Genomic DNA, 13,506 nt, shown 5'->3' on the forward strand with positions numbered 1-13,506 from the left:
GCCGCCGGTTCGTGCGGCGGCGAACAGGGAATCTGCGTAAAACAGGGGATTGTCCGGAGCGCGCTTCGCTGCACTGCGGGGCGATGCGGAGGCAGCGCGGCCGGCAGGAAGGCAAAGGCTATAATTTAGCGGATTATGACAGACTTCGGGCAGGGATCTTGCGATGCAGCGTGGGCAAGCGCGACCGCCAGCGCCCCGCTCCGGCCTGCCGGCCGCCGCTGCGCCGACAAGGCTCCGGACACGCTGCTCACCCGCTCCCTATTCGATTCCCTTCCCGATTCGCTTCCCGATTCCCCTCCCGATCCCCGCAAGGTTCCCCCGTGAAACTCCATGCCGACCAGCCCAACGCCATGAACACCGTCACGGCGTATGGCCCGGGCTATATCGAGATCAACAAGGTGCGCTACACCACCTCCGTGCTGGTGATGCCCGAGGGCGAGGTACGGCCCTGGCCGGTCCAGCGCTTCGAGGACCTGGCCGCGGACCAGTTCGAGGGGCTGCTCGACCATGCCCCCGAGGTGGTGCTGCTCGGCACCGGCGACCGCCTGCGCTTTCCGCACCCGCGCCTGACCGCCGCGCTATCCCGCCGCCATATCGGCGTCGATGCGATGGACATGCCGGCGGCCTGCCGCACCTACAACATCCTGATGGCCGAAGGCCGCAAGGTGGCGGCGGTGCTGCTGCTCGAAGACACGCCCGCCGGAGGCTGAGGGCGCCGTCGCCACCGGTCCGCCGATGTCTGCCCGACGCCACGCTTGAACTATGCCGACGCGCCCTCATTTGCCGTGAGCATGGCCATGCCCGCCTTCCCCGCCCGCCTCGACCGGCCTTTGCCCGAGCCGGCGCGGAGCCAGTTCCCGGCAAGCCGATTTCCCCAGCGCCGCTTCCTCCAGGAGCCATAAGAATGACAGTGAGTCTCAACCAGGCCGTTCCCGATTTCAGCGCACCGGCCACCGGCGGCACCTTCCGCCTCGCCGACTACCGCGGCAAGACGGTGGTGCTGTACTTCTATCCGAAGGACAACACCCCCGGCTGCACCAACGAGGCGATGGACTTCCGCGATCAGCACGAGGCCTTCGAGGCCGCTGGCGCCGTGGTGTTCGGCATCTCGCGCGACAGCATGAAATCGCACGAGAACTTCAAGGCCAAGCTGGAGCTGCCGTTCGAACTGATCTCGGATGCCGACGAGGCGCTGTGCCAGCAGTTCGATGTCATCAAGATGAAAAAGCTCTATGGCAAGGAGGTGCGCGGCATCGAGCGCAGCACCTTCGTGATCGACGGCAAGGGCAAGCTGCGCCACGAACTGCGCGGCATCAAGGTACCCAGCCACGTCGACGAAGTGCTCGAACTGGTGCGCGCGATGTGACGTTCACCTGGGCAATTGCCAAACGGAAATCGTTCGGATACATTGCCCCGTAATGAGTTCAGATTCTGGTTGCCACGCTGCTTCTCCCCTCCGGCCCAGGCGCACGATGCCCAGGGCCGGTAGCGGAACTGCCGTGCCGTCCGCCCGCACAAGACAAGCCGCCTCGCCCGCTCAACGGGCCCGGCGGCTTTTTCGTCTGTGCGCGGCCCCGCCCCGTTTTCCCTCCCCCTGAAAGGAACGCCCAGCATGCCGCTGCCGACCATGCCCGCCAAGCCTGCACAACTGCTGGACCCGAGCGAGTTCGCTCCGGTTGCAAGGTTGACCAAGTCCGCGACGCAGGCAAAAAAGCCCGTTCCGGCCCTGGAACGCGTGGCCCTGCTTGAAAGCGGACCCAGCGAAGTCGCCGCGCCCGCGGTGCAGGCCCGTGCCGCCGGCACCCGAGCCCGCGCCAAGGACATGCCCGGCGCACCGGTGGCGACCACGCCGGCCCCGCCCGTATCGCTGGTCAAGACCAGCACCGGCACCACCGGCCGCCGCCAGCGCAAGGACACCGGTCCCGCCAAGCTGTTCGTGCTCGACACCAATGTGCTGATGCACGATCCGACCTCGCTGTTCCGCTTCGAAGAGCACGACATCTATCTGCCGATGATGACGCTCGAGGAGCTGGACAACCACAAGAAGGGGATGAGCGAAGTCGCCCGCAACGCGCGCGCGGTCAGCCGCACGCTCGACGCGCTGGTGGCCGGCACCGACGGCGTGCTCGACGAAGGCTTGCCGCTGGCCAAGCTGGGCAACCGCGACGCGCAGGGAACGCTGTTCTTCCAGACCCGCCTGAACGACACCAAGCTGCCGGAAGGCCTGCCCGAGGGCAAGGCCGACAACCAGATCCTGGCGGTGGTCAGCGCGCTGCGGCAGCAGCATCCCGAGCGCGACGTCGTGCTGGTGTCCAAGGACATCAACATGCGGATCAAGGCCCGGGCGCTGGGCCTGCCGGCCGAGGACTATTTCAACGACCAGGTCCTCGAGGACAAGGACCTGCTGTACTCGGGCGTGATGGTGCTGCCCAACGATTTCTGGACCAGGCACGGCAAGGGCGTCGAGAGCTGGCAGGACCCGAAGACCGGCGCGATGTTCTACCGGCTGACCGGCCCGCTGGTGCCCTCCTTCCTGGTCAACCAGTTCGTCTACCTCGAACCGATGGACGGCAGCCTGCCGCTGTATGCGCAGGTCAAGGAGATCAATGGCAAGACCGCGCTGCTGCAGACGCTGAAGGACTACACGCATCACAAGAACAACGTCTGGAGCGTGACCGCGCGCAACCGCGAGCAGAACTTCGCGCTGAACCTGCTGATGAATCCCGACATCGACTTCGTCACGCTGCTCGGCCAGGCCGGTACCGGCAAGACGCTGCTGGCGCTGGCCGCGGGGCTCGAGCAGGTGCTGGACCAGAAGCTGTACAACGAGATCATCGTGACGCGCGCCACCGTGCCGGTCGGCGAGGACATCGGCTTCCTGCCCGGCACCGAGGAAGAGAAGATGCAGCCGTGGATGGGCGCGTTCGACGACAACCTCGAGGTGCTGCAGAAGAGCGACGACAGCGCCGGCGAATGGGGGCGCGCCGCGACGCAGGAACTGATCCGCTCGCGCATCAAGGTCAAGAGCATGAACTTCATGCGCGGCCGCACCTTCGTCAACAAGTTCGTCATCATCGACGAGGCGCAGAACCTGACGCCCAAGCAGATGAAGACGCTGGTCACGCGCGCGGGCCCCGGCACCAAGATCGTCTGCCTCGGCAACATCGCGCAGATCGACACGCCGTACCTGACCGAGGGCTCGTCGGGCCTGACCTTCGTGGTCGACCGCTTCAAGGGCTGGAGCCACAGCGGCCATATCACGCTGGCCCGGGGCGAGCGTTCGCGCCTGGCCGACCACGCGGCGGACGTGCTGTGAGCGGACCGACGCAAGCGATGCGAGCCGATCGCTGGCGGCGCGGCTGCCGCGCGCTGATTCCCTATGTGGTGGCGACGGGCGCGGCCACCGCGCCCGGCCTGCTGCGCGCGCAGGCCATCTCCGAACCGGCCGCGGCGCCACCGCCCGCCGCCACCGCGCCGGCGCCCGGCGCTGTCCAGCCATCGATGCAGACGCCCACGCCTGCCCCTGCACCGGTGGCCGCTCCACCGGTCAACGAACCGGTGATCCGCACCGTCGGCGCGGTCAGCTATGTCTGCGGCGGCGTCGGCGAGGACGAGCAGCGCCGGCTCGCCGCACGCCAGAAGCAGTTCAACATGGGCGTGCTGTTTACGCAGGGCGCGACCGGCGAATACCTGGCCGACGTCGAGGTCCGACTGATGCGCGAAGGCCACGAAGTGGCGCGATTTCGTACCGAAGGGCCGCGCTGCCTGATCAAGGCGCCGGAGGGCCGCTACAATGTGCACGCCACTTACAACGGCCAGCCCAAGTCCATGACCGTCGGCACCGGCACCTACGACGCGCAGTTGCGCTGGTAGCCATCCGGGCATCGCGGACAGCGATGCCCCGGTCGATGGACCCGCACCGGCTGGCTCCCCAGTCCATGCGATCGACCAGCACCGGCCTTCTTTCTTCGCTTCTATCGATCCCATCGCTGCGGTCGCCGCGCTCGGCGGCAATCGGCACGCGCCCGCTGCTGCTGGGCGCCCTCGCCCTGCTGCTCGCGGCCTGCGCCAGCACGCCGCCGTCGCGCCATGGCGGCCATGCCCGCGGCACGCCGCGCGCGCCGATCGTCGAGCCGAGCGCCGGCCTCGAAGAGATCTCGATCCAGGCGATGTCGCTGGTCGGCACGCCCTACCGCTACGGCGGCAATACCCCCGATTCCGGCTTCGACTGCAGCGGCCTGGTCCGCTATGTCGTAGCGCGCGCGGCCAATGTCAACCTGCCGCGCACCACCGAGGCCATGGGCGGCCGCGGCACGCCGCTGGCGCGCGAACAGGTCGCCTCGGGGGATCTGGTGTTCTTCAACACCACGGGGCGCGCGAACTCGCATGTCGGCATCTACGTGGGCCAGAACCGCTTCGTTCATGCACCATCGACCGGCGGCACCGTGCGGCTCGAGGACATGACCAAGCCCTATTGGGCGTCGCGCTACAACGGCGCGCGGCGCGTCGCCACTGCCGCGGTACCGGCTGCGCCGAGCACGCCGGTTCCTCCGGCGGTGCCGGCGGCTCCGGCCGTGCCGGCTTCGCCGCCCCCGGTCCCCGCCGCGCCTGCGCCGCTGCCTGTGCCGGTACCGGACGACGACGACCCGATCGCCGCCTTCGCCAACCGCTGAGTCGGCGGCACTGGCCGCGCCACGGCGCGCCAAAGACAAAGGCCAGGCAAACGCCTGGCCTTTCCTTTCACTGGTTGCCCGTGCGGGCGGAGCTCACAGCAGATGCCGCCCGATCCACCAGGCGATCGCCGACATGAAGGCCGACGCCGGAATGGTCAGCACCCACGCCCAGACGATATTGCCCGCCACACCCCAGCGCACCGCCGAGGTCTTGCGCACCGAGCCGACGCCGACGATGGCGCCGGTGATGGTATGCGTGGTCGAGACCGGCACGCCCAGCGTCGAAGCGAGGAACAGCGAGATCGCGCCGCCCGTCTCCGCGCAGAAGCCGCCGACCGGCTTGAGCTTGGTGATCTTCTGGCCCATCGTCCGCACGATCCGCCAGCCGCCGAACAGCGTGCCCATGCCGATCGCGACATAGCAGCTGACGATGACCCAGGTCGGCGGCTCGCTGGCGCTCTGCATCACGTGGCCGCTGGCGATCAGCAGCATCCAGATGATGCCGATGGTCTTCTGCGCATCGTTGCCGCCGTGGCCCAGGCTGTAGAGCGAGGCCGAGACCAGCTGCAGGCGGCGGAACCAGCGGTCCACCCGCGACGGCGGCGTGCGGAAGAAGGTCCAGCCGACCACGAGCATCAGCAGCGAGCCGAGCAGCATGCCCATCAGCGGCGAGATCAGGATGAAGGCGACGGTCTTCAGCAGGCCGCTGGCGACCAGCGCACCGGTACCCGCCTTGGCCACCGCCGCGCCCACCAGGCCGCCGATCAGCGCGTGCGAGGACGACGACGGGATGCCGTAGTACCAGGTGATCAGGTTCCATGCGATGGCCCCGACCAGCGCGCCGAAGACCACATAGTGGTCGACGATATTGACGTCGATGGTGCCCGTGCCGACCGTGGCCGCCACCTTCAGATGGAAGACGAAGATCGCGACCACGTTGCAGACGGCGGCCAGCGCCACCGCGTGGTGGGGCTTGAGCACGCCGGTCGACACCACGGTCGCGATCGAGTTCGCGGCGTCGTGAAAGCCGTTCATGAAATCGAACAGCAAGGCGAGCGTCACCAGCAGGACGATCACCCACAAGCTCATTTGTACAGTCTGCATGCCGAGTTCCGGTTGGCGCGCTCAGGCGTTTTCCAGCACGATGCCTTCGATGATGTTGGCCACGTCCTCGCACTTGTCCGTGATCGTCTCGAGCTGCTCGAAGATGGCCTTCATCTTGATCAGCCGCTTGACGTCGGTCTCGTCGCGGAACAGCTTGGAAATCGCCCCGCGCATCAACCGGTCAGCCTCGGATTCGAGCTGGTCGATCTGCTGGGCCGTCTTCAGGATCGTGCTGGCGTTGCCCATGTCCTCGAGCAGGCCGACCGCGATCTTGACCAGTTCGCAGCACTGCACGCAGATCGAGGCGAGCTTGCGGGCCTCGTCGGTCAGGCTGGTCACGTCGTACAGCGTGATGGTCTCGGCCACGTCCTCCATCAGGTCGAGGATGTCGTCCATGGTCGTGATCAGCTTGTGGATCTCGTCCCGGTCGAGCGGCGTGATGAAGGTCTTGTGCAGCAGATCGATGGTGTCGTGCGTGATCCGGTCCGCCTTCTTCTCGGTGGCCTGCACGCGCCGCGCATGCGCTTCGGCGTTGCCGAGATCGTTGATCAGCGTTTCCAGTTCGCGCGATGCGGTGACCGCGCAATCGGCGTGCTGGTTGAAGTATTCGAAGAACTTGCCCTCGGTGGGCATGAATCGGCCGAACATGGCTGTTCCTTGTCGCGGCGCGCCAGCGCGCCGTCTCGTTGGGAAGTACTGGATTGCGGGAGAGATAGCGCAACAGCCGGCGTCGCCGCCGGCTGTCACGGAAAAGCAATATTCTACAGGGTAGTCGGCGCGTGACGTACGCTTTGTGTGCCGCAACACCACAGCGCGCTGCCGGCCGACGGGGCCGCCTCGGTCAGGTATCGTTGTCGAAGAACGCCGGGCCGCCGCTGAAGTTGTCGAACTTGGTGAACTGGCCCAGGAACGTCAGCCGCACGGTGCCGATCGGACCGTTACGCTGCTTGCCGATGATGATTTCGGCGGTGCCCTTGTCCTGCGAGTCGGGGTTGTAGACCTCGTCGCGATAGATGAACAGGATCACGTCGGCATCCTGTTCGATGGCGCCCGATTCGCGCAGGTCGGACATCACCGGGCGCTTGTTGGGACGCTGCTCCAGGCTTCGGTTCAGCTGCGACAGCGCGATCACCGGGCAGTTGAGCTCCTTGGCCAGGCCCTTGAGCGAACGCGAGATCTCGGAGATCTCGGTGGCGCGGTTCTCGCCGCCGCCCGAGCCCGACATCAGCTGCAGGTAGTCGATGATGATCAGGCCGAGCTGGCCGCATTGGCGCGCCAGCCGGCGCGAACGCGCGCGCAGTTCCATCGGGTTCAGCGCCGGCGTCTCGTCGATGAACAGCTGCGCGTCGTTCATCCGCTGGATCGCATGCGTCAGCCGCGGCCAGTCCTCGTCGAGCAGCCGCCCCGTACGCAAGCGATGCTGGTCGAGCCGGCCGACCGAGCCCAGCATCCGCATCGCCAGCTGCGTGCCGGCCATTTCCATCGAAAACACCGCCACCGGCAGGCCCTGCTCCACCGCCACGTGCTCGCCGATATTCAGCGAGAACGCGGTCTTGCCCATCGAAGGACGGCCGGCGACGATGATCAGGTCGCCCGGCTGCATGCCGCTGGTCATCCGGTCCAGATCGATAAAGCCGGTCGGCACGCCGGTGACATCGGTCGTGGTATCGCGGTGATAGAGCTCGTCGATCCGTTCGACCACCTGCGTCAGCAGCGGCTGGATCTCCTGGAAGCCCTTCTGCCCGCGCGAGCCTTCCTCGGCGATCGCGAACACCTTGGATTCGGCCTCGTCCAGCAGCTCGCGCACCTCGCGGCCCTTCGGCGCGAACGCCGAGGTCGCGATGTCGTCGGCCACCGTGACCAGCTTGCGCAGCACCGAACGTTCGCGCACGATCTCCGCGTAGCGGCGGATATTGGCCGCGCTCGGCGTGTTCTGCGCCAGCGAGTTCAGATACGCGAGACCGCCGACTTCCTCGGCCTTGCCGGCCACCTGCAGCATCTCGTAGACCGTGATCACGTCGGCCGGCTTGGTGTCCGAGATCAGCCGCGCGATGCTCTGGAAGATCATCCGGTGATCGAAGCGATAGAAGTCCGCCTCGGACAGGAAATCGGCGATGCGGTCCCAGGCCGCGTTATCCAGCAGCAGGCCACCCAGCACCGATTGCTCGGCCTCGATGGAATGCGGCGGGACTTTGAGATTGTCGAGTTGGGGATCGGCGACGGGCGCGTTCATGGGGGGCAATTATAGCGGCCTGCTCGCGCTGGGCCGAGCGATTCTCGGCGGGCGGAGCGAGCGGATGACGGTGGCACCGTGCGCGCCGCGCGCATGCGCGCCGGCGGCCAAAAGAAAAAGGCAGAAGCGGCTGTCAGCCTGCTTCTGCCTTCCTGCTGTCTTGTTACTGGCCTGGCCCCGGCGGCGCGAGCGGATGTCGCACAGCGCGCGGGTCACGGCCGGCAAGCTTAGACGTGCTCGCCCAGCACCGAGACGGTGATGTCGACCGCGACGTCCGTGTGCAGCGACACGCTGATCGGATAGTCGCCGACCATCTTCAGCGGACCGTTCGGCAGACGAATCTGCGACTTCTCGAGCTTGAAGCCCTGACCAGCCAGCGCTTCGGCGATGTCGGCGTTGGTCACCGAGCCGAACAGACGGCCGTCCACGCCCGACTTCTGCGTGATCTGGACGGTCAGGCCGCTCAGCTTCTCGCCTTCGGCTTGCGCAGCGGCCAGCTTCTCGGCGGCAGCCTTTTCCAGCTCGGCGCGCTTGGCCTCGAATTCTTCGATGGCGGTCTGCGTCGCGCGGCGGGCACGCTTGGACGGGATCAGGAAGTTACGGGCGTAACCATCCTTGACGCGAACGATGTCACCCAGGTTGCCCAGGTTGACGACTTTTTCCAGCAGAATGACTTGCATCGTGTTTTCTCCTTAGCGACCAGGCGATCAGTTCTTGTGCAGGTCGGTGTACGGCAGCAGCGCCAGGAAGCGGGCGCGCTTGATTGCCGTGTCGAGCTGACGCTGATAGTGCGCCTTGGTGCCGGTCAGACGAGCCGGCGTGATCTTGCCGTTGTCGCCGATGAAGTCCTTCAGCGTGTCCAGATCCTTGTAGTCGATCTGTTCGACGCCGGCCACGGTGAAGCGGCAGAAGCGCTTGCGCTTGAACAGCGGGTTCTGCTGCTGGAAGCGCTTCTTGTTCTTGTTGTCACGTTTGACGAATGCCATGGTTCAATCCTTTACGAATGCTTTACATCCAGTGATGTGAAAGACGAGAGCCTTGCTGTTGCGGTGCTTGCGGGCGAGAAAGCCTTCGCAGTCGAGCACCGTGCCGAGCGGCGTACGCTCGAGGTGCTGGCCGACCGGACCGACGCCCATCGCGGCGATCGCGAACTCGACCTGCCGCGGCGTCTGCGCTTCGACCACCTCGCCGCCGTATTGCAACAGGCAATTGACGACGGGGATACCGGCCGGCGTATAGCGCAACGCGTCGCGCTCGACGAGGGTGGCGTGCAGCCTCAGCTGGTTCATCGCGCCACCGCCCCTCGCATGCCGCCCCGGTCATGCCGGAGCGAACCGCACACAGCAGACCGCACTCAGGCGGCCTGGCCTTCGCTGGTTTGCTGCGAAGCCTTGCGGGCTTCTTCGCGCTGGACTTCCTTCATCATCGGCGACGGGGCCGTTTCGGCCTTCTTCGTCTGGACGATCAGGTGGCGCAGCACGGCGTCGTTGAACTTGAACGCGTGTTCGAGTTCAGCCAGCGTGTCCTTGCCGCACTCGATGTTCAGGCAAACGTAGTGAGCCTTGGCCAGCTTCTGGATCATGTAGGCCAGTTGACGACGGCCCCAGTCTTCCACGCGATGCACCTGGCCGTTCTGCGACGTGACCAGCGTCTTGTAACGCTCGATCATGGCCGGCACTTGCTCGCTCTGGTCCGGATGGACGATGAATACGATTTCGTAATGACGCATTGACGCTCCTTTTGGGATAAGCCGCCCGGGCGTCAAGTCCGGTGCAGCAAGGGTTAAATAGCCCGCGAGTATAGCCCGGAACGGCCACGACGGCAAGCCGGATGGATTCAGGGCTGGATTGGCGATTGTGCGGGCCAGACGCTCCTTCAGATCTGCGCGAAGAACTGTTGCAGCCGAACCGGATCGCCGCCCAGGACCGGCTCTGCGCCAAGCGCCAGCAGCAACGCCACCCGGGCCTTGTACGGATTCAGGTCGCCAGCGGACACGAAGGCCCCCGCGGCAGGATTAGGCTGAGCCGGCGCGATCACATTACCGGCGCCGGTGCGCGTGCTGCGCACCACCGCGACACCGGCCCGCGCCGCATCGGCGAGCGCGGCCACCAGCGTCTCGTGGATCGATCCATTGCCGGCGGCCGCGACTACCACGCCGCGCACGCCGCCGGCCACCAGCGCATCGACCACCACGCGACCCGGCTCCGCGTAGCTGGCGACGATTTCAACCGCCGGCCACTGCTGCGGCAGCGGCAAGGCCTGACGCGGCAGCCGCAGCGGCGCGCGCGTGAAGCGCACCAGCGCATCCTGCACCAGCCCGATCGGCCCGGCGCCCGGCGAAGCGAACGCATCGACGGCCGAGGTATGCGCCTTGACCGCGTCGCGCCCGGCGTGGATCTCCTGATTGACCACCACCAGCACGCCTTTGCCCGCCGCCTCCGGATGCGCCGCGACGCGGACGGCATCGAGCAGATTCAGCGGCCCATCGGCCGACAGCGAGGTCGCCGGCCGCATCGCGGCGGTCAGCACCACCGGCACGCTGGCCACGCCCGCCAGGTGCAGCAGCATCGCCGTCTCTTCCAGCGAATCGGTGCCGTGCGTGATGACAATGCCGGCCACGTCGTCCTGCGCGGACCAATGGTGGACCCGCGCCGCCAGCCGCGCCCACAGGCCGAACGACATGTCCTTGCTGTCGACCTGCGCGACCTGCTCGGCCTCGATCCGCGCGACATCCTTGAGCGCCGGCACCGCGTCGAGCAGCGCCGATACCGGCACTGTCGCCGCCTGATAGCGGGCGCTGCTGGCGGCGCTGGACGAGGAACCGGCGATGGTGCCGCCGGTGGCGAGAACGATTACGCGAGGCAGGGTCATGGGCACGAGATGTTCGTAAACAGGCGGCGATTGTACCCGCCGGGACAGGGCACTCCCCTACGGTCTTGCCCTGCCCCGCGGTCGGACCGTACGCAGCCGAAAGTGGACGACGATGCAAATTCCTCTTGCACTTCGACCGATACTGTATAAAATCACAGCACACTGTTCAAACGTACAGTGTTGCACATGGCGGTCCCCGATGCTCCCTCCCCGCGCGCCTCACGGCTTGCGGCGACGACCGGACCGCCACCGGATACAACAACACGGACAAGCCATGGCGACTCTGACACCCCGGCAGCAGCAGATCTTCGACCTGATCCGCAACACCATCCGGCAGACCGGCATTCCGCCGACCCGCGCCGAGATCGCTGCGGAATTCGGCTTCTCGTCGCCGAATTCGGCCGAAGAACATCTGCGCGCGCTGGCTCGCAAGGGCGTGATCGAGCTGACCCCCGGCGCTTCGCGCGGCATCCGGCTCAAGGTCAATCGCAGCGACTCCGAAATGCCGGACCAGTTCTCGCTGCCGATGGCCGGCGTGATGCAGCTGACGCTGCCGCTGGTCGGCCGCGTCGCCGCGGGTAGCCCGATCCTGGCAGCCGAGCACATCGACCGCCAATACCAGGTCGACGCCTCGGTCTTCGACGAACGCCCCGATTACCTGCTGCGCGTGCGCGGCATGAGCATGCGCGATGCCGGCATCTTCGATGGTGACCTGCTGGCGGTCAAACGCGCGCAGGACGCGGCCAACGGCAAGATCGTGGTGGCCCGTATCGGCGAGGACGTGACCGTCAAACGGCTCAAGCACCGCGGCGATGCGATCGAGCTGATCGCCGAGAACCCCGACTTCGCCAACATCATCGTGAAGCCCGGACGCGAGGAATTCTCGCTCGAGGGCATCGCGGTCGGACTGATCCGCCAGTCCGGTTTCTAGCGCAACCAAGCAATCCGGCAGGCGCCGCCGCCTTGGCGCCAACTCAGTCATGCAGCCGCACGAGCCGCAGGGCCCCGTGTTGCCGCAAGACTTCCGCTGACGCCTTACCGAAGAGGACCACCATGCTGCAAGCCGACCGCTCCCTGACCCGCTACCCCGTCAAGCCGACGCCGTTCCGCCAGTCCAAAGGTGTCCGCATCTATCAGGGCGCGCAGCGCCGCACGATGGTCGGCAGCATGGCCGCGATCTGCCGGATGCTCGAACTCGATCAGCCGGGCGTGAAGCTGAACGCGTGAGCAAGTCTCGCTCGTGGGACCGCTGCGACAAGATCGACTGCGTTGAAGGTGTGAGAGCACGCTTGCGCGAAGCGTGAGATACGGCGGTCCGGCGACAAGCGACGCTTCTCGCGCATCGCAACAAACCTTTACAACTCGGACCGTGAATTCGTCGAAGCTTGGCCTAGCCTTTTCCCATGCTTTTCGAAGGAGACGGCCATGCCTTCGTCAGACGACACCATCAAGCTGCTTCGTCCCGGTCGCCGCACCATGAACTGGCACGACGTCGCACTGATTGCAGCCGGTTGGATCGCGCTGTGTGTCGGTGTCGGATGGACGATCACCAAGGCCGCTGCTCGGTTGGTCTGAAGACCACGAGCGCCCTCGCCCGCCAGCCGGTTTGTCTCGGCACAAAGCAAAACAGCCGCTCGATGAGCGGCTGTTTGCATGGGATCTTGGGGTGGCTGATGGGACTCGAACCCACGACGACAGGAATCACAATCCTGGACTCTACCAACTGAGCTACAGCCACCGTAGCGCCGTCGTCAGTACTGCTCGACGGAAACCAAGATTATACAAACTTCGTTTGGCGATGGCTAGTACTACGCACAAAAATTTTCGTGCAACCGAATGACGTATCAGGACCACCGGGCTTCGAGCCGAATTGCCTCGTGGATCGCATCGAGCGTCTCCTGCTCGGTCTGATAGGTGCCTGGCAGTCTTCGGCTCCTGCCGTTCAGCACATCGGTCTGCAGTGAGGCGGCGGCGGCCGCATCGGTGCCGCGATGCCAGCAGTAGCGCGCGGTCCAGGTACCGTTCTGCAGCCGCTCGACCACCCAGACGACGCGGAAGCCTTCGAACGCGACACCAAACAAGCCGTCTTCTTCTTCCATTCCACCCTCCGAGGCCAGATCTTCTTGTCGTTTTTGGCTACATCTTGCCATCACCCGGTTGGGGGGTCATCTCTTTGGATGAGGTAAACGAGAACTGTTAGCGGCGACGTTGCTCCGCGGCATCATGCAGAACGGGGAGAAAGCGAGCCGCGGACCGAGCGGAGCGGCAGACAGAGAGCGGGAAGGAGGACCGCTGCGGGAAGCGCCAGGCAAAAAAAAGTCCGCACACGGCGGACTCTTAAACTCTTGCGATCTCAATGCCCTGAAGGCAATTGCAATGTAACTGTCATCGCCGCCAAGCACTATTCGGGTAAACGAAAGGACCGGCGACCGCCGGGGCCCGAGACAAAAAAAGCCCGCGCGAGGCGGGCTCCAAAATCAGTTGAAGAAAGCCCTGTATTCGAGGGCACAGACAGTTTAAGAAAATCGGAATCGGCTTGGCTATCTAGGGGAATCCCTTTCCTGGTGCCTGGAATCGCCCCAACCGGCGCCGAAAGTGCCTCGAACACGGCGGTACGGAGCTTCG

17 protein-coding genes and 1 tRNA gene are annotated in these 13,506 nt (G+C 65.8%); 8 read left to right on the plus strand and 10 right to left on the minus strand.

Annotation, left to right across the window (positions count from 1 at the left end):
• The first annotated feature begins 320 nt into the window (after window positions 1-320).
• The 5 genes from LRR16_RS19965 (at window position 321) to LRR16_RS19985 (ending at window position 4,673) form a co-directional block, all read left to right on the plus strand.
• Window positions 321-710, plus strand: coding sequence for an Mth938-like domain-containing protein (locus LRR16_RS19965; protein WP_232206905.1), 390 nt, complete (start codon window positions 321-323; stop codon window positions 708-710).
• Window positions 711-904: 194 nt separating this feature from the next.
• Entirely contained in the window at window positions 905-1,366 is a 462-nt protein-coding gene (locus LRR16_RS19970; RefSeq protein WP_006577920.1) for a peroxiredoxin, read from the plus strand.
• 246 nt (window positions 1,367-1,612) lie between these two features.
• Window positions 1,613-3,316 (plus strand): PhoH family protein, encoded by a 1,704-nt coding sequence (locus LRR16_RS19975; RefSeq protein ID WP_006577921.1) that lies wholly within the window; start codon window positions 1,613-1,615, stop codon window positions 3,314-3,316.
• Window positions 3,317-3,333: 17 nt separating this feature from the next.
• Complete coding sequence (locus LRR16_RS19980) at window positions 3,334-3,873, plus strand: hypothetical protein (protein ID WP_370646863.1); 540 nt, start codon at window positions 3,334-3,336, stop codon at window positions 3,871-3,873.
• A gap of 65 nt (window positions 3,874-3,938) precedes the next feature.
• The gene (locus LRR16_RS19985; RefSeq protein WP_232206906.1) at window positions 3,939-4,673 is read left to right on the plus strand and encodes a C40 family peptidase; all 735 of its coding nucleotides are present in this window, start codon (window positions 3,939-3,941) and stop codon (window positions 4,671-4,673) included.
• 93 nt (window positions 4,674-4,766) lie between these two features.
• Here the strand turns inward: LRR16_RS19985 and LRR16_RS19990 are convergent, their stop codons facing one another.
• The 8 genes from LRR16_RS19990 to LRR16_RS20025 all read right to left on the minus strand — a co-directional run bounded on the left by LRR16_RS19990 (window position 4,767) and on the right by LRR16_RS20025 (window position 10,881).
• Entirely contained in the window at window positions 4,767-5,777 is a 1,011-nt protein-coding gene (locus LRR16_RS19990; protein WP_006575383.1) for an inorganic phosphate transporter, read from the minus strand.
• A gap of 21 nt (window positions 5,778-5,798) precedes the next feature.
• Window positions 5,799-6,425 (minus strand): DUF47 domain-containing protein, encoded by a 627-nt coding sequence (locus LRR16_RS19995; RefSeq protein WP_006575384.1) that lies wholly within the window; start codon window positions 6,423-6,425, stop codon window positions 5,799-5,801.
• A 193-nt stretch (window positions 6,426-6,618) separates the two neighbouring features.
• Window positions 6,619-8,010, minus strand: a complete 1,392-nt coding sequence (locus LRR16_RS20000) for a replicative DNA helicase (protein WP_006575385.1) — start codon at window positions 8,008-8,010, stop codon at window positions 6,619-6,621.
• A gap of 227 nt (window positions 8,011-8,237) precedes the next feature.
• Entirely contained in the window at window positions 8,238-8,690 is a 453-nt protein-coding gene (gene rplI / locus LRR16_RS20005; protein ID WP_006575386.1) for a 50S ribosomal protein L9, read from the minus strand.
• Window positions 8,691-8,717: 27 nt separating this feature from the next.
• Window positions 8,718-8,996 (minus strand): 30S ribosomal protein S18, encoded by a 279-nt coding sequence (gene rpsR / locus LRR16_RS20010; protein WP_006575387.1) that lies wholly within the window; start codon window positions 8,994-8,996, stop codon window positions 8,718-8,720.
• A 3-nt stretch (window positions 8,997-8,999) separates the two neighbouring features.
• Window positions 9,000-9,299, minus strand: a complete 300-nt coding sequence (gene priB, locus LRR16_RS20015; RefSeq protein WP_006575388.1) for a primosomal replication protein N — start codon at window positions 9,297-9,299, stop codon at window positions 9,000-9,002.
• Between the two features lie 65 nt (window positions 9,300-9,364).
• Window positions 9,365-9,739 carry a 30S ribosomal protein S6 gene (rpsF, locus tag LRR16_RS20020; protein WP_006575389.1) on the minus strand — a complete coding sequence of 125 codons (375 nt, stop codon included), beginning with the start codon at window positions 9,737-9,739 and terminating at the stop codon, window positions 9,365-9,367.
• A gap of 146 nt (window positions 9,740-9,885) precedes the next feature.
• Window positions 9,886-10,881, minus strand: coding sequence for an asparaginase (locus LRR16_RS20025; RefSeq protein ID WP_006575390.1), 996 nt, complete (start codon window positions 10,879-10,881; stop codon window positions 9,886-9,888).
• Window positions 10,882-11,155: 274 nt separating this feature from the next.
• Here LRR16_RS20025 and lexA point away from each other — a divergent pair, with 274 nt between their 5' ends.
• The 3 genes from lexA (at window position 11,156) to LRR16_RS20040 (ending at window position 12,456) form a co-directional block, all read left to right on the plus strand.
• Window positions 11,156-11,812 (plus strand): transcriptional repressor LexA, encoded by a 657-nt coding sequence (lexA, locus tag LRR16_RS20030; RefSeq protein WP_006575391.1) that lies wholly within the window; start codon window positions 11,156-11,158, stop codon window positions 11,810-11,812.
• A gap of 122 nt (window positions 11,813-11,934) precedes the next feature.
• Complete coding sequence (locus LRR16_RS20035) at window positions 11,935-12,108, plus strand: hypothetical protein (protein ID WP_023265037.1); 174 nt, start codon at window positions 11,935-11,937, stop codon at window positions 12,106-12,108.
• A gap of 198 nt (window positions 12,109-12,306) precedes the next feature.
• Window positions 12,307-12,456 (plus strand): hypothetical protein, encoded by a 150-nt coding sequence (locus LRR16_RS20040; protein ID WP_156526608.1) that lies wholly within the window; start codon window positions 12,307-12,309, stop codon window positions 12,454-12,456.
• Between the two features lie 87 nt (window positions 12,457-12,543).
• Here LRR16_RS20040 and LRR16_RS20045 read toward each other — a convergent pair.
• Window positions 12,544-12,619 (minus strand) — tRNA-His (locus LRR16_RS20045).
• A gap of 106 nt (window positions 12,620-12,725) precedes the next feature.
• Window positions 12,726-12,980, minus strand: coding sequence for a hypothetical protein (locus LRR16_RS20050; RefSeq protein ID WP_006575453.1), 255 nt, complete (start codon window positions 12,978-12,980; stop codon window positions 12,726-12,728).
• Window positions 12,981-13,506: the final 526 nt, after the last annotated feature.

It is taken from the genome of Cupriavidus sp. UGS-1, assembly GCF_021213615.1.
Classification (GTDB): domain Bacteria; phylum Pseudomonadota; class Gammaproteobacteria; order Burkholderiales; family Burkholderiaceae; genus Cupriavidus.